Source organism: Faecalicatena faecalis (assembly GCF_012524165.2).
Taxonomy (GTDB): domain Bacteria; phylum Bacillota; class Clostridia; order Lachnospirales; family Lachnospiraceae; genus Faecalicatena_A; species Faecalicatena_A faecalis.
In genome coordinates, this window is sequence record NZ_JABACJ020000002.1 from 130,355 (window position 1) to 145,857 (window position 15,503).

Here is a 15,503-nt window from a genome sequence, read left to right on the forward strand (position 1 = left end):
CTTAACTTATGACTGTTCCTCCGTGGACACGTCGGCTGCTTCGTTTACTGCTTCTGTATCTGGTGTCACTGCGTCCTCTGGAGCTTTTTCATCTTCTGATGTATTTCCATCCCCCAGCGTTTTTCCCTCGACCGGTTTCATAGCGATCCTGATATCCTTCTTTGCCTCAGTACCTTCCTCCGGCTCTTCGATTCCCTTTACCTCACGGAAAATCTTCATGAATTCTTTTCCGGTGATGGTCTCCTTCTCAATCAGGAATGCAGAAATCTTATCCAAAGCCTCTCTGTTCTCCTGAAGAAGACGTTTTGCTTCCTCATAGGCCTTCTTCAACATCGCCATGACTTCCCCGTCTATCTCAGCGGCTGTGGCCTCACCACAGTTAACGACCGGACGACCGTCCAGATAACGGTTCTGTATAGACTCCAGACCGATCAATCCGAACTTCTCGGACATTCCATACTGCGTAATCATGGCTCTGGCAATCTTCGTCGCCTGCTCAATGTCATTGGACGCACCAGTCGTAACCGTATCGAAAACAATCTCTTCCGCTGCCCGTCCGGCCAAAGCCCCTACTAACATAGCTTCCAGCTCCTTCTTCGTGTTCAGGAACTTCTCCTCTTCCGGTGTCTGCATGACATATCCAAGCGCCCCCATCGTCCTTGGGACAATGGTAATCTTCTGTACCGGTTCCGCATCCTTCTGCAGAGCACTTACCAATGCATGACCGACCTCATGGTAGGAAACGATCTTTCTCTCCTCCTCACTCATGATACGGTCTTTCTTTTCTTTTCCGACAAGTACGACTTCTACCGCCTCAAATAAATCCTTCTGACTGACCACCTGTCTGCCATTCTTGACAGCGTTGATCGCCGCCTCGTTGATCATATTAGCAAGGTCTGAACCGACCGCTCCTGAAGTCGCCAGTGCAATGGCCTCCAGATCTACGGTCTCATCCATCTTCACATCTTTTGAATGTACCTTCAGGACATCGATACGTCCCTTTAAATCCGGCTTATCTACAATAATACGTCTGTCAAAACGGCCAGGTCTTAACAGCGCCGGGTCGAGTACCTCTGGACGGTTCGTTGCTGCAAGAAGCAGCAGACCCTTATTCGTGTCAAATCCATCCATCTCTGCAAGAAGCTGGTTCAGTGTCTGTTCCCGTTCATCATTGCCGCCCATTGCGGTATCACGCGTCTTACCGATGGCATCGATCTCATCGATGAATACGATGCAAGGTGCCATCTGCTGTGCCTGCTTAAACAGATCACGGACACGGGATGCGCCGACGCCGACATACATCTCCACGAATGCAGAACCCGACAGAGAGAAAAATGGAACCTTTGCCTCCCCCGCTACAGCCTTTGCAAGCAGAGTCTTACCGGTACCCGGAGGGCCCACAAGCAGTGCTCCCTTTGGCAGTTTTGCACCGATTCCCGTATATTTGCCCGGGTTATGAAGGAAATCTACGACCTCCTGCAGGGATTCCTTCGCTTCATCCTGACCTGCCACATCCTGGAATGTGACTCCGGTCTCCTTCTCAACATATACTTTCGCGTTGCTCTTGCCGATTCCCATCATGCCGCCGCCCTTAGACATACGCTTCATCAAGAAATTGAACAGAATGACGATCAACAAAAGCGGCAGGATCACCGTGATGAATATCTCAAATATCATCGAAGATGCTGTATCTGGAATCCGCTGTTCGTACTCTACCCCAGCTTTATACAGCCGATCCGATAAGGTATCATCCTTCACCGCACCTGTATAATAATCCGGGGCCTTCTCCTCCTCGCTGCCACTCTTCTTTTCCAACTGGCTTACGAGATCGGATGCCGTGCCTGTCCCTTTCTTTTCCTTTGCATCATCTTTTAACGTAATATAAAGCTTCGTCGACTCAATGGTGACCTTCTCCACTTTTCCTTCATCCACCATCATCAGGAACTTATCATAACTGATTTCTTCAGGATTCTTATCCTGCATCATCGAGTATAATCCCATCACTATAAAAACAGTCAACAGTGTTGTTACGAGGATGACTCCCCAGCCCTGACGATTGTTCTTAGGATCTTTATTGTTTCTATTATTCTGATTATCCATTCTTAAGCCTCCTAAAATCCACTATCCCCATTATAAGTACAGCTTCAACATAAATCAATAAAAAGATTATGAAAATATTGTAAACACAGGGCGTTTTATAGTATACTGGTTACGAAATATGTCATGAGTGAGGAAAGAGAAAATGAAAATAGGATTCGATAATGAAAAGTATTTAACCATGCAGTCAGAACATATCCGCGAAAGGATCAACCAGTTTGACAACAAACTTTACCTTGAATTCGGCGGGAAGTTATTCGATGATTACCATGCAGCCAGAGTCCTTCCAGGCTTTGCGCCGGACAGTAAGCTCAGGCTTTTGAAGCAGCTCAGCGACCAGGCAGAGATCGTCATCGTCATCAGCGCTCGTGATATTGAGAAGAATAAAGTCCGCGGTGACCTTGGAATTACCTATGACTCTGATGTCCTTCGGCTGATGGATTCTTTCGGTGACAGCGGCCTGTATGTAGGAAGTGTAGTCATCACCCAATATTCCGGTCAGGAAAGCGCACAGCTTTTCAAAAACCGCCTCGAAAACTTAGGCGTCCGTGTATACATCCATTACAACATCAGCGGTTATCCATCCAATATCCCGTTGATCGTCAGCGACGAAGGATACGGTAAGAACGAATATATTGAGACGACACGTCCGCTCGTCATCGTCACAGCACCAGGACCAGGAAGCGGTAAAATGGCAACCTGCCTTTCACAGTTATATCATGAGCATAAACGTGGAATTCATGCAGGCTATGCCAAATTTGAAACATTTCCCATTTGGAACCTGCCGCTCAAGCATCCTGTCAACCTGGCCTATGAGGCTGCTACAGCAGATTTGAACGATATTAACATGATTGACCCATTCCATTTGGAAGCATATGGAGTCACGACCGTGAATTATAACCGTGACGTAGAGATTTTCCCAGTATTAAATACCATTTTTGAAAAAATTTATGGAAGCAGCCCTTATAAATCTCCGACCGATATGGGCGTCAACATGGCAGGAAAATGTATCTGCGATGATGAGGTCTGCCGCGAGGCTTCCCGTCAGGAGATTGTCAGAAGATATTTCGCCTCTCTGAATTCCCTGGTAACAGGGTCCAGTTCAGAAGAGGAAAAGCAGAAGATCGAGCTTCTCATGAATCAGGCCAATGTGACCATACAGGATAGAAAGGTCGTTGCAAAGGCTCTGGAACGTGCCGAACAGACCAATGGGCCGGCCGCAGCACTGGAACTGGACGACGGACGCATCATTACCGGCAAGACGACCAATCTGCTCGGTGCATCTGCAGCCCTTCTTTTGAATGTCATCAAAGAATTGGCTGGAATCGACCATGAGCTGCATGTCATCTCCCCAGAATCGATTGCTCCGATTCAGGAGTTGAAAGTGAAGTATTTAAAAAGTAAGAATCCGCGTCTCCACACAGATGAAGTGCTCATCGCTCTTTCTGCAAGTGCAGCACACAGTGCACTGGCAAAGAAGGCATTGGAACAACTGCCCAAACTGGACGGCTGTCAGGCACATACCTCAGTAATGCTTTCCGATGTGGATATCAAGACCTTTAAAAAGCTCGGAGTGCAGCTCACCTGCGAGGCTGCCTACGAAACCGAACATATTTATCATTAGAAAAGAACGAAAAATTGGGCCAGAATTCGCTGTTCATCAGCAGAATCCTGGCCTTCGTTTTCCCTTATTTTCCTTCATCAAACATCGATTGCTCCTGGGCGCAGGTAAGGTAATAGTGTCTTCCATTGGCACTGGTCTCGTATTGGGACAATTGAATTAGAGCCTTTGCTTTCAACATACAGGCCTGGTCCTTTATCTGTTCTTCTGTAAACAAGAGATCGCAGAGTTCAAGACACCATTGGTATTCCTTTTGGTCGCAGGCCTTCTGTGCTTCTTTTAATACATTCTTAGCGCCTCCCATGAGAGCCATTATTTTCTTGGCACGTTGGCGGTAAGGCAGGGGATGCAGATTGGTGGGATTCCCGTCGAACCAGCCTAAATAGGCAGTGTAAATGGATCTTACGGTCCACTCGATACACCCATAATGCTCAGCCAGATACGGAAGTCCTCTGTATTCTGGGGAGAGCTGAATTTCTTCTGCTAACTGATCCGGACCTTTTCCCTGGTTCATACCTTCTAATGTTTTTGTAAGAATCTCGTCAATCGCGTTTCTGAAGTTTCCAATGACCTCCTTGATTTTCTCTTGGCCGATCAGTGGGGCTGTATGGCCCGGAAGCAGGTATTTGGCCGGATAAGCACGCATGATATCTAAACTTTTGACCCAGGCTGCGATGTCGCGGTATTGTCCTCCCCGTATGGCATAAAGATTTGGGAAGCAGCCATAAAAATTATCACCGCTTACCAGAACCTCCTTTTCAGGAAGCCAGAGAATTGTCTCCTCCTCAGCCTCACCCGGCAGACGGAGCATTTCTATTTCAATACCATCAATCGTTCGGAGGACCTTATCCCGGTCATATACTGTAGTCGGGGTAATGAACGCACGATGCTCCCCGGATACGATTCCCTCACGGATTCCGATTCCCTGGGATATATTTTCTTCATCAGTCAGGCTGTAGCCGAACTGACGCCCGCCTCTTTTATTCTGAATATCCGAAAGCAGCTCCGTTCTCTCCAGAACAGGCGTCTTCGGGGCAAATGCGATGATCTCTGGTCCGCTGTCGCAAAAAGCTCCTGCGCCGCCGCGGTGGTCAGGATGACCATGTGTATAAATAATCGTCTTTACTTCTTTTCCTGTCTTGTCCCTGATCACTTCCAGAAGCCTTTGACCTCTTTCCAAGGTATCCAGGGTATCAATCAAAATCACGCCTGTATTCCCTTCGATAAATATCGCATTGCTATGTCCCAATCCGAGGACGAACCACACTCCTTCTACTACTTCTGTTATATTCTCCTGAAAGTTCGTTTCCGTAAAAAGACGAAGCTGTTCATTTCCGTTCTCTATCAGCATTTTCTGATACCTCCTTAAGCTTATAGTCTGTTTCCATCCACATTCGATAGTTTGCAACTCTGCAACATCATCACGGAGCATATTCCCAAAATTTGCTTTCATAAGAGTGCAGCTTTATATAAAAATTATAGCACAAAAATCTTTTACTACCTGTTGTCCTCCCAACAATTAGAAGAGGTTGTAAAAATTTCCTAAAAAAAATTCTGTATTTTTCTCTCATTTTCGTATATACTCTTTAAGTATTTTTTAATCATTCACACAAAGGAGGATTTTATGGCAGTTAAATATGTATTTGTAACCGGCGGAGTAGTCTCCGGCCTGGGCAAAGGAATTACCGCAGCATCACTCGGTCGTCTGCTCAAGGCACGCGGCCTGACTGTAACAATGCAGAAGTTCGACCCTTACATCAATATTGATCCCGGTACAATGAACCCGGTACAACATGGTGAAGTCTTCGTCACGGAAGACGGTGCAGAGACAGACCTGGACCTAGGTCACTATGAACGCTTCATCGATGAGAACCTGACGAAAAATTCAAATGTAACTACTGGTAAAATTTACTGGTCCGTGCTGCAAAAGGAGCGCCGCGGAGATTTTGGCGGCGGAACAGTACAGGCCATCCCCCACATTACGAACGAGATCAAAAGCAGATTTTACCGTAATCCGGCCGCAAAGGATACGGAAATCGCAATCATAGAGGTCGGTGGGACCGTTGGCGATATCGAGAGCCAGCCTTTCTTAGAGTCCATCCGGCAATTTCAACACGAAAAAGGTCACGAAAACGTGATTCTGATACACGTCACTCTCATTCCCTACTTAAAAGCATCCCATGAGATGAAAACAAAACCGACTCAAGCCAGTGTAAAGGAACTGCAGGGTATGGGCATCCAGCCTGATATCATTGTCTGCCGTTCCGAATATCCACTCGATGACGGCATCAAAGATAAGATTTCCCTCTTTTGCAATCTCCCTGCCAAGCATGTACTGCAGAATCTGGATGTCGAATATTTATACGAAGCCCCGCTGGCTATGGAGCATGAACAGCTCGCACAGGTCGTCTGTGAATGTCTGCATCTGGACTGCCCAGAACCGGACCTGAGAGATTGGATCGAGATGGTGGACAACCTGCGTAAGCCCGAGCAGGAAGTTACAATCGCATTAGTCGGAAAATATATCCAGCTCCACGATGCCTATATCAGTGTGGTAGAGGCATTAAAGCATGGAGGAATTTACAGCCATACCACTGTCCGAATCAAGTGGATCGATTCTGAGACGGTCGTCCCGCATAATACAGAAGAATTATTCCAGGACGTCAGCGGTATTCTTGTTCCAGGAGGCTTTGGGGACCGGGGCGTGGAGGGAAAAATGGAAGCCATCCGTTACGCACGTACACACGATATTCCCTTCCTGGGGCTCTGTCTCGGAATGCAGCTCTCTATCGTAGAATTTGCCCGCAACGTACTCGGCTACCATGATGCACACAGTATGGAATTAGATCCCCATACAACGCATCCGATGATTCACATTATGCCGGAGCAGGAAGGAATCGAAGACATTGGTGGTACATTAAGGCTTGGTTCTTATCCCTGCATATTAAAAAAAGATTCCAAGGCATATCAGATATATGGAAAAGAAGAGATCCACGAACGTCACCGTCACCGTTATGAAGTGAACAATGATTTCCGCGAAGCATTAGAAGAACATGGTATGCGCCTCTGCGGTCTGTCTCCTGACGGACGGATCGTAGAAATGATAGAGCTTTCGAATCACCCCTGGTTTCTTGCGACCCAGGCCCACCCTGAATTGAAATCCCGTCCAAACAGACCGCATCCTCTGTTTAAAAGCTTTGTTGAGGCAGCCCTGGAATATTCAAAATCGTTCATGATAAAATAAGCCCACTTAAGAGCTTGGCGTAAACACATAAAAGGACTGTCATAAAATCGGATTTTTATCGTCAGATATTGGCATTTATAAAGTATAAAGAAAAAATCTGACGTAAATCCTACCTTTATGACAGTCCCTATTTTTTAGTGTCCCAAAGCCCCATCCGAGGCTTTCCCTTGTTCTCTTTTCTGAATGACATATGCTGTCAGCTTTACAGCCGACCATGCCGCAAATATACCGATTAGCAGTCCTCCCAGCACATCTGATGGGAAATGCACCCCTACATAAAGACGTGAGAACGCAATCAGTGACGCTAGAACAATAGCCGGAATTCCCCATTTTCTTGGCCCCATCCTGTAATATACCATTGCCGCAGCAAAGGAAGCACAGGTATGGCCGGATGGAAATGAGTAATCGTGCTGACGTTCTATCAAAAGCCTTAGTCCCTCGACTACTTCGTAGGGCCGCGTCCTCGCTACCAAATTCTTCAATGCTACATTCGTAATCAAGGCGCCGATCGCGATCGCCACAATCGCCGTGATCCCTATCTTCCGTGTTCTTCTCGGAATCACAAGCAGAAGAGAAAGGGCTAGCCAGAACCATCCTGAATTGCCAAGAGATGTAATGAACTTCCAAAAAGGAGTCATCCAGTCCTGTCTGATATAATCCTGTATGTATAACAGGATGTTTCCATCTAATTGTAGTAAGTATCCCATGTATACTCCTTTCCTGAACTAAGAATATCTTTATTAGTATATCATATTACCGCTCGTTTTCAACGGTTATGCCCAATCATTTTTTATCCCCACCCCATAGACTATCCAAGCAAAACAGGATATACTAGGATACATAGGATCATCTGAATCTTTGGATGGTTACACATGATTCTCTCAAAAACAGATTTGAGATTACATCAGACAACAGATACAGCATATACGAACACGGAGGTCTACTTATGAAAAAAATGCGTTCCCTAATCATTATAATCGCTGCAGCCGCTCTGATTGCCGTCGGCTTTCTGGGAGCCCGGCTGTTGAACAAAGAACCGAAAGTAACGGTCAGTGCCACTTCCATAGAAGAACGTCTGAGCAAATGCAGCTCCCTTACAACTGCCAGACTCGACTACAGGGGAATCATTAAATATTCAGAGGGAGAGATAGATTTTATTACCAAAAAGAGCTTTTCCATGATATATGATGCCCACATTAAGGCGGGGATCGATCTGTCACAGGCAGAAGTAAAGGTTTCAGGGAAGGAAATTCAGGTCAAGCTTCCCTCCCCTAAAATCCAGGACATCTCTATCGATTCCGATTCTTTAGAATTTTATGACGAGAAATTCGCACTGTTCAACTGGACTAATAAGGAGGATACCACCAAAGCCATTGCTTATGCCAAGGAAGACGCATCTGCCAAGGCCGGACAGACCGATATCCTCACACAGGCCAGAGAACAAGCAGTTACCGTCATCGAGACCCTGATTCAGCCAATTGCTGATGACAGCAGTAACTCTTATACTTTGAAAATTATTGAATAGACCGAATGGCTAACAGACAAGAACGCCCCGCCTTTTTAGGTGGGGCGTTCTTGTCTGTTGAGATAATTGTATCAAAGTTACCCTTCAATCTCCCTGATTTCCTTCTGGGTCAGAGGATTGACATGGACCATACAGTGTTTAACCTCCGGAAACTGGTCCTCTACCCTGTTGTGTACGTCCTCCGCAATCTTATGTGCATCCCTTAGGGTCAGACTTTCATCCGCTGCGATCTCGATATCCACATATGCCCTAGCTCCGAACATTCTGGTACGGATGGTATCGATTTTTTCTACCCCACTATTCTCCAGAACGACCTGACGTATCTGCTGGATCGTCCTGTCATCACAGGCTTTATCTACCATCTTATTCATCGCATCCTGAAAAATATCCCATGCTGCTTTCCCGATAAATACACAGATTACCACGCTTGCGAGGGGATCCAGGACAGGAAATCCCATTCTTGCTCCCAGGATTCCAGCGAAAGCCCCGATGGACGAGAGTGCATCTGAACGGTGATGCCATGCATCCGCCATTAGAGCACCGGAATTGATTTTCTTGGCCGCCCCCCTGGTATACCAATACATCCATTCCTTCACAGCAATTGAAACCACCGCAGCAATCAACGCCATTCTCCCTGGAATCATCGCCTCTCCCATACGGTCCGCTGCGATTTTCTGCACACCTTGAATTCCGATGCCTGCTCCAGTCGCAAATAGTACCACCGCCAGCAAAATCGATGCCACGCACTCCAAACGTTCATGTCCGTATGGGTGCTCCTTATCTGACTTTTTCGCTGATACCGTCACACCGATCATGACGATGATCGTGCTGAATACATCGGATGCTGAGTGGACTGCATCTGAAATCATCGCCCCGGAATGAGCGATCAGGCCTGCAGCCAGCTTGAATATAGAAAGGGCAATATTCACCCCGATACTGACTCCTGATACCTTCATAGCAATCTGTTTTCCGTCTGTCTGTGTATGTTCCTTCTGTATCATCCTGTTATACCTCCGCTTCTCTGCTATTTCCTATCTGCTGTTGATCTGCATCTCTTCGGAATCTTCACACAGTACGGTCAATTCACGCCCTCTTTTTTACACAAAAAGAATCTGCGGAACATTCTGTTAAACTGTCCCACAGATTCTTTCCTCTGCCCAAAGGCAGGTCAATATCCTTCCCAGGATATAAAACTTCATCTGCTGCCGCGTTGCGGCCCGGCCCCATCCATACATGAAATCACTTCCGTATGTATCGCCTGCTCAGTTTGTACTGTAGATTAGATATGCAGTGCAATGAGTTTTCTTTCTATAATATGCAATCCTTCTCTTTTTGTCAAATACTTTCTGTCTTGGATCTGCCCTTGAATCTGCCGTTTTCATTTTACTCTTCTCTTTTAAATATCTGATGCGGCTGTTACGGAAATTGGATTTCTATAACAGCCGCATCTCTATGAGGGGGACTAATTTATGGATTTATCAGCTTCATTTCCTTTCAGTCCTGAACGCTTTTAATCTACATATTTGCTTTGATTTTATATTTTTTCTCTTTTCTGATAAATTCTGTATCTCTGCCTTTTTCTTCTCTGTCTGACGACTCCATCTTATGGGACCTTCTCCCGTCCTCCATCTGTACGCTTCCCAGCTCTTCCTCTAAATGCAGCCTGCGGAAATCCTTTTTGTGATTAACACCTCCGCAAAAATCTTCGAATGCGAATGCCATTCTGTCCAGAATGCCGAGGCTGGAAATCCTTTCTGTGGAAAGTTTCCTAACAGAGCGGAGCCAATACTCTGTCAGCATCCAACATACGGCTAATAATGCTACCGCTGAAATCAAAAACAAGAACAATCTCTCTAACATAGCTTCCACTCCTTTTCTCTTTATTGTTATCTTTATATTAGTCTCTATAAGCTAATTAGTCAATGTTTTTAATGTATTTTTTATAATTTTCTGTTATTATTTTTACACAATCTCTATTTTCTTTTAATTGTATTCTTTTCATTTCATTTTACATGTTATTTTTTCTATTCTTTATTTTCCTTTCTCTTTGGACTTTAAATATTCTTCTGCCGCTGGATCTTTTATCCTATATTTACGGTACCATTCTTTATTCGCATCGTTGCGCACGACCTCTGAACGGTTCTGTGAGAGAAAACGAACAAGCGGATAGACATCGACCCAGATTTCATGGTTTCCTTCCCTCTGACTCTCATCAAAAATTAGCTGCAGACCAAAATGAAGATGATACGTGTCAATGTTATTGACATTTTCTTTGGTGCTGTACCCGGTCCTGCCCATATATCCGATAACATCTCCTGCCTGAACAATATCCCCTTCTTCCAGCCCTTCTGCGAAGGGGATATTCTGCCGCAGATGGGCGTAATAGTAATAGCGGCGGCCGTCAAAACTGTTGATTCCGATACGCCAGCCTCCATATTGATTCCATCCCATCACTGCGATGTAGCCTGACTCCACTGCGATCACGGGAGTCCCGACCTGGCCCATCATGTCATGCCCCAGATGATTGCGGCGGTATCCATAACTTCTGGACACGCCAAAATCATCGTAGTCCGTATAGGGAAATTCTTTTGCAATAGGACAGTATGCCTTCAGACCATAATACTTCTTCCATCCCTTTTTACCACTGTCCCCCTTAGGTCTCTCTATTTTGTATTCCCCCACCATACCGTCCAATACAGCGCCGTATGCCTCCCGGTAATAGGAATAATACTGCATGTCTTGGGTCAGTTCTTCCATTGTAGTCTCACCTGACAGAAGCTTTTGAGCCGCCTCTGTCATATCCTTTTCCCGGAAATTCTTAAAATCCCCTCCATACCTGGCTCCCAGATATGCCAGCAGATCCACCCAATTCAGGTGAATTTCTTCCTGATAAGTCTCCACATCATATGTATAGGCCTGGTTCAATGCCTCATAGGATACATGGAACTCCACCCATTTGATATAATCATCCTTCTGTTCCCCTGCTTGTTCCCCTGACTCTTCCTCTGACGGCTCCCTTAACTCTTCCTTCTTTGCACTTCCTTCTGTCCTGACAGTATCTGCCGCTTTTTGATCTATCGTCCCATTTGGCATATTTCCCTGCCAGACGCCAATTATCAGTAGAAGCAGCAAAATTTCAGCCCCTATCCCTGCCGGAAAAAATAATCGTTTTCGCATGTACATGCTCCTGCCCATAAACTCTTAATAGTCTATGCATAATGAACGCAACAAATTCTTCTGAATATACTGAATACAAACAACAATCTTGATGTCAGGAGCAGGCCATGCATCTTATATCATCACTTTTATTCGCACTCTCCGCAAATATAGACAGCTTCATTGTAGGTATGTCTTATGGGATAAAGAAATCAGACATCAGCCTTTTAAAAAGCACCATCATCAGCCTTGTCACCCTCGTTGGTACGATTGCTGCGATTTTAATGGGTACAGAAATCTCACAGTTTCTCCCCGCCTCCTGTACAGTAGGCATTGGCTGTGCCCTCCTGATCGGACTTGGTCTGTACTATATCCTAAAGGCTCTCTTTGGTTTCCTTAAAAATAAAATAAGAAAAATGGAAGTAAAAACAAATGAACATGTTTCAGCCCCCGCAGATCAAGAGACCAAAACGGCCCTTCTTACTCTAAAGGAGGGATTATTCCTAGGGCTCGCCCTTTCCATCAATAACTTTGGTATGGGAATCGGCGCAAGTATTACTGGACTGAGGCTGGTGCCGACCGCTGTCATCTCCCTTGTCGTTTCCGTGATTTTTCTGTATGCCGGCAATTTCATCGGCAAAACAAAGATGCCCCGGATATCCGACCAGACAGCAGATATCATCTCCGGCCTGATTCTGGTAGGACTTGGAATCTATGAACTAATCATTTAAAAGGATTGGCCCGGCGTGGATGATAGAATTCCACGCCGGGCCGCCCCTTCATTATAGTAAATGTTCTGCAGCCTTCATTCGCTCCTGGAACTGCTCATAAAATTTTCCTTCCTCATATCCCATCACATAGAACTGGTTCAATACATACAACGCTGCACTTCGTCTCAGCTTCTCATCCTCTGAGCTCTCCACTTTTTCTTGAAGATCCTTTAGAAAGAAGTGCCATTTGGCGATAAATTCCTGATTCTGCTTTAGATCCGGGGTATCGATCCACTTTTTCACCTTGGTCTTCGTCCTGTTCTGCTTCTTGCACTCATGAATCTGCAGGAAATACTGAAATCCCCGGTTCTCGTAATATCTTCCCAGCGGAAACAGTCTGCAGATTCCCGGTCTTGCCCTGTGAATACTGCACCTTCCCTCGTCGTTCAAGAATACGCACGCTTCCCCTTTCCCATCCATCTTTAGGTTAGGCAGAATCATCCCATCCACAACATGAAGTTCGATCTGATGATTGATCATCTCTTCAAAGGTCTTCCCCAATTCCATGGAAAGTCTGTGGATATCCAGGGGATCCAGCACGATTGTGTTCCCCATTCCATGACAGCAGGCGGAACAGCCCTCACACTCCCCGCAGTCCGCACGCACCATATCGTTTAAGCCATAAAGTTTTCCATCTGAAATTTCATCCAGACTTACCTGTCTCTCCATAATTTTTACTCCTATTCATTGATACAGATTTCCTGTTCCACAAACAGACGCTCCACCACATCCTCGTAAACAGACAGTTTCTCTGATTTTCGAATCTTCTTTACATACTTTTCATAATTAGTAAACACGGGCCCCATATAGAACCACATTTCCTTCATCTTGAACAAAATCGTCTTCGCCCCGCTAAGCACCGTCTGATACTCTCCATACACCTGGTCATGAAAAGCCTTTAACGTCTCCTTTTCAAGCGGAGTCCCTTTGCGGATTGTACAGACAAGCCCCGGATTTGACAGGATTCCTCTTCCCAGCATCACACATTCCACTTCCGGGAACTTCTGCGTAAAACGTTCATAATCCCCGACTGTAAAAATATCCCCATTATAGCACACCTGACTCTTACATTTTCCAAGAGCCTCACCGAACACATCCCAATTCGGGGTATTCTTATACATATCCGTCTGCAGGCGCGGATGAATGATCAGTTCTTCAAGGGGGTACTGGTTATAGATATCCAGAAGCCGTTCGAATTCTTCCGGGCTCTCCTTCCCGATTCGCGTCTTAATCGATATCTTCATATCCGTCTTCCTGAATATCTCCTCCAGAAAACAGTCCAGCTTATCCGGGTATGCAAGGAAACCCGAACCACGCCCCTTGGTCACCACTGTTTTCGAGGGGCATCCCAGGTTCAGATTCACTTCCTCATACCCATATGTTTTAAGCTTTTGGGCCGTCCCGATAAAATCCTCCGCCGAGCTGGTCAGGATCTGGGGAACTGCGTACATCCCTTCATTATGCTCCGGCAGAATATCATTCTTCTCTCTTGAGCTGAGATGACCGAACTGGTTCGGCATGATAAACGGGATAAAATACTTGTCGACCTGTCCGAAATATTTATGATAAGCGTTGCGGTATACGTACCCGCTGATTCCCTCCAATGGGGCAAAATAAAATCTCATTAGTAATCGTTCCTCCTGAATGTATTTCTATCAAACTGAATGTATTTCTGTCAAAAGAAAGAACCGATTTCTCTGTTCCTTATCTGTTCATCACCGAATCAGACTCCTTAACATACCTTAAAGAAAGGAGGTGATTACAACGAATTCCTGTGAACTTGTTACTTATGTCTCTTCGATTGCCTGTGTGCTCGCCAAAAACTGCCGGACAGAAGATCTGGAGCTGCTTGCCGCCATCTTTTCCCAACTCGGTGATACACTGGCTACAATCCTAGTCAATAACGCACTCTGCGAAACGGTTGCTGCACCTGACACCAGCACCGGACAATAACTGCTGAGCCTGCATCTATCTGCACTCTCCTTCAATTTCTCCTACAGACTGCTTGTTCGGGGAAGATTTAAGTTCCAGCTTTCCTTCTGAAAGTACCAGCCCTACAAGAGTAAGTGCTGCCCCCGCCGCTGCCACAGGGGTAATCTTCTCATGAAGAATCAGCACGGAAGTCACAATCGTAATCACCGGGGAAGCATAAATATATACGCTGGTTCGTACCGGACCTAACACCTGCACGGCAAAATTCCAGGTCACAAAGCAAAGGGCCGATGCCCCCGCTCCAAGGAACAGAATATTCAAAAGATTCATCGGATCTGCCAGTCTTGACAGCCCCAGATGAAAATCAAAAGCAAATGCTGCCGGGATCATGAACAGAATCCCATATCCGAACATATGGCGGGTCACCTTAATCGTGGAATATCCATACTCGCTGATTTTCTTCGTGATCACGGAGTAACAGGCCCATACAAAAGCTGCCCCAACAGAAAGAAGATCCCCCTTCGGATTCAGTTCCAAAGTCTCTGCCCCACTAAAGCTCATCATACAGATTCCAATAATCGCCGCCACAAATCCCAGGAAAAAAGAAGCCTTCATCTGCCCCTTTTCTTTCAGGAAAATGCGGCTTAAAATCGCGGTAAAAAAGGGTGCTACTGATATAATCACGCCTACATTTGACGCCAGAGTATATGTAAGGGCGATATTCTCCATCAAGAAATACAGGCAGACCCCACAGAGCCCCGCCGCAGCAAACAGCCACTCCTGCTTCTTCTCTGTCAGTCTCACCAGTCCCGGCTTTGCCAAGAACAAAAGTACATACCCGATCACAAACCGGATAAGCAGAATCTCCACAGGTTGGAAACTCCGAAGCAATACCTTCGTGGAAATAAAAGTGGTCCCCCATACTACCACTGTAAATAACGCCACTGCATGCCCAACACCACTTTTACTCTTCATCACAAAATGCCCCCTGAAAACTCTTCTTTATTGTATCTAACCATTTATAATCCATATTGCAACGCTCATTATACCATAATTTCTAGGCTCGTAAAACACCTCGCCAGCTGCGAGCATTATACCATAATTTCCAGGGTCGTAAAATACCCCTCCGAAAAATCGAAATATAGTGACGCGCTTTAG

14 protein-coding genes and 1 riboswitch are annotated in these 15,503 nt (G+C 45.8%); of the genes, 5 read left to right on the plus strand and 9 right to left on the minus strand.

Features of this window, described 5'->3' with window-relative positions:
- Nucleotides 1-6 precede the first annotated feature (6 nt).
- The gene (gene ftsH / locus HGO97_RS03250) at nt 7-2,100 is read right to left on the minus strand and encodes an ATP-dependent zinc metalloprotease FtsH (RefSeq protein WP_216239388.1); all 2,094 of its coding nucleotides are present in this window, start codon (nt 2,098-2,100) and stop codon (nt 7-9) included.
- Nucleotides 2,101-2,242: 142 nt separating this feature from the next.
- On the opposite strand from ftsH, the gene HGO97_RS03255 reads away from it, so the two are divergent.
- Entirely contained in the window at nt 2,243-3,721 is a 1,479-nt protein-coding gene (locus HGO97_RS03255) for a DUF1846 domain-containing protein (RefSeq protein ID WP_216239389.1), read from the plus strand.
- Between the two features lie 64 nt (nt 3,722-3,785).
- Here the strand turns inward: HGO97_RS03255 and HGO97_RS03260 are convergent, their stop codons facing one another.
- Nucleotides 3,786-5,069: an alkyl/aryl-sulfatase gene (locus HGO97_RS03260; protein ID WP_216239391.1), complete on the minus strand. Its 1,284-nt coding sequence runs from the start codon at nt 5,067-5,069 to the stop codon at nt 3,786-3,788.
- A 273-nt stretch (nt 5,070-5,342) separates the two neighbouring features.
- Between HGO97_RS03260 and HGO97_RS03265 the strand changes: the two genes are divergently transcribed.
- Nucleotides 5,343-6,962 (plus strand): CTP synthase, encoded by a 1,620-nt coding sequence (locus HGO97_RS03265; RefSeq protein ID WP_216239393.1) that lies wholly within the window; start codon nt 5,343-5,345, stop codon nt 6,960-6,962.
- A 134-nt stretch (nt 6,963-7,096) separates the two neighbouring features.
- On the opposite strand, the gene HGO97_RS03270 is transcribed toward HGO97_RS03265, so the two are convergent.
- A complete protein-coding gene (locus HGO97_RS03270) occupies nt 7,097-7,669 on the minus strand; it encodes a phosphatase PAP2 family protein (RefSeq protein WP_216239394.1) in 573 nt (190 codons plus the stop codon).
- A 239-nt stretch (nt 7,670-7,908) separates the two neighbouring features.
- Here HGO97_RS03270 and HGO97_RS03275 point away from each other — a divergent pair, with 239 nt between their 5' ends.
- The gene (locus tag HGO97_RS03275) at nt 7,909-8,487 is read left to right on the plus strand and encodes a DUF4230 domain-containing protein (protein WP_216239396.1); all 579 of its coding nucleotides are present in this window, start codon (nt 7,909-7,911) and stop codon (nt 8,485-8,487) included.
- A gap of 77 nt (nt 8,488-8,564) precedes the next feature.
- Here the strand turns inward: HGO97_RS03275 and HGO97_RS03280 are convergent, their stop codons facing one another.
- The 3 genes from HGO97_RS03280 to HGO97_RS03290 form a co-directional block, all read right to left on the minus strand.
- Nucleotides 8,565-9,488, minus strand: coding sequence for a cation diffusion facilitator family transporter (locus HGO97_RS03280; RefSeq protein WP_216239399.1), 924 nt, complete (start codon nt 9,486-9,488; stop codon nt 8,565-8,567).
- Nucleotides 9,489-9,617: 129 nt separating this feature from the next.
- A riboswitch (NiCo riboswitch) is annotated at nt 9,618-9,763 on the minus strand.
- Between the two features lie 239 nt (nt 9,764-10,002).
- Complete coding sequence (locus tag HGO97_RS03285; protein WP_216239401.1) at nt 10,003-10,347, minus strand: hypothetical protein; 345 nt, start codon at nt 10,345-10,347, stop codon at nt 10,003-10,005.
- Between the two features lie 171 nt (nt 10,348-10,518).
- Entirely contained in the window at nt 10,519-11,664 is a 1,146-nt protein-coding gene (locus HGO97_RS03290) for a M23 family metallopeptidase (protein ID WP_216239402.1), read from the minus strand.
- A 107-nt stretch (nt 11,665-11,771) separates the two neighbouring features.
- On the opposite strand from HGO97_RS03290, the gene HGO97_RS03295 reads away from it, so the two are divergent.
- On the plus strand, nt 11,772-12,374 hold the full coding sequence (locus HGO97_RS03295) for a manganese efflux pump (RefSeq protein ID WP_216239403.1): 603 nt from the start codon (nt 11,772-11,774) through the stop codon (nt 12,372-12,374).
- Between the two features lie 51 nt (nt 12,375-12,425).
- Here HGO97_RS03295 and HGO97_RS03300 read toward each other — a convergent pair whose 3' ends face one another.
- Nucleotides 12,426-13,082 carry a YkgJ family cysteine cluster protein gene (locus HGO97_RS03300; protein WP_216239406.1) on the minus strand — a complete coding sequence of 219 codons (657 nt, stop codon included), beginning with the start codon at nt 13,080-13,082 and terminating at the stop codon, nt 12,426-12,428.
- An 11-nt stretch (nt 13,083-13,093) separates the two neighbouring features.
- On the minus strand, nt 13,094-14,038 hold the full coding sequence (locus tag HGO97_RS03305; protein ID WP_216239407.1) for a tRNA dihydrouridine synthase: 945 nt from the start codon (nt 14,036-14,038) through the stop codon (nt 13,094-13,096).
- 130 nt (nt 14,039-14,168) lie between these two features.
- Here HGO97_RS03305 and HGO97_RS03310 point away from each other — a divergent pair, with 130 nt between their 5' ends.
- Nucleotides 14,169-14,366, plus strand: a complete 198-nt coding sequence (locus HGO97_RS03310; protein ID WP_216239408.1) for a DUF6774 domain-containing protein — start codon at nt 14,169-14,171, stop codon at nt 14,364-14,366.
- Between the two features lie 15 nt (nt 14,367-14,381).
- On the opposite strand, the gene HGO97_RS03315 is transcribed toward HGO97_RS03310, so the two are convergent.
- On the minus strand, nt 14,382-15,320 hold the full coding sequence (locus HGO97_RS03315; protein ID WP_216239409.1) for a DMT family transporter: 939 nt from the start codon (nt 15,318-15,320) through the stop codon (nt 14,382-14,384).
- Between the last annotated feature and the right edge of the window lie 183 nt (nt 15,321-15,503).

Coding starts and splice junctions, on each gene's coding strand:
- HGO97_RS03305 (WP_216239407.1), bottom strand. CDS start 14,038: ATGAGATTTTATTTTGCCCCATTGGAGGGAATCAGCGGGTACGTATAC.
- HGO97_RS03260 (WP_216239391.1), bottom strand. CDS start 5,069: ATGCTGATAGAGAACGGAAATGAACAGCTTCGTCTTTTTACGGAAACG.
- HGO97_RS03285 (WP_216239401.1), bottom strand. CDS start 10,347: ATGTTAGAGAGATTGTTCTTGTTTTTGATTTCAGCGGTAGCATTATTA.
- HGO97_RS03290 (WP_216239402.1), bottom strand. CDS start 11,664: ATGCGAAAACGATTATTTTTTCCGGCAGGGATAGGGGCTGAAATTTTG.
- HGO97_RS03315 (WP_216239409.1), bottom strand. CDS start 15,320: ATGAAGAGTAAAAGTGGTGTTGGGCATGCAGTGGCGTTATTTACAGTG.
- HGO97_RS03275 (WP_216239396.1), top strand. CDS start 7,909: ATGAAAAAAATGCGTTCCCTAATCATTATAATCGCTGCAGCCGCTCTG.
- HGO97_RS03300 (WP_216239406.1), bottom strand. CDS start 13,082: ATGGAGAGACAGGTAAGTCTGGATGAAATTTCAGATGGAAAACTTTAT.
- HGO97_RS03295 (WP_216239403.1), top strand. CDS start 11,772: ATGCATCTTATATCATCACTTTTATTCGCACTCTCCGCAAATATAGAC.
- HGO97_RS03270 (WP_216239394.1), bottom strand. CDS start 7,669: ATGGGATACTTACTACAATTAGATGGAAACATCCTGTTATACATACAG.
- HGO97_RS03255 (WP_216239389.1), top strand. CDS start 2,243: ATGAAAATAGGATTCGATAATGAAAAGTATTTAACCATGCAGTCAGAA.
- HGO97_RS03265 (WP_216239393.1), top strand. CDS start 5,343: ATGGCAGTTAAATATGTATTTGTAACCGGCGGAGTAGTCTCCGGCCTG.
- HGO97_RS03280 (WP_216239399.1), bottom strand. CDS start 9,488: ATGATACAGAAGGAACATACACAGACAGACGGAAAACAGATTGCTATG.
- ftsH (WP_216239388.1), bottom strand. CDS start 2,100: ATGGATAATCAGAATAATAGAAACAATAAAGATCCTAAGAACAATCGT.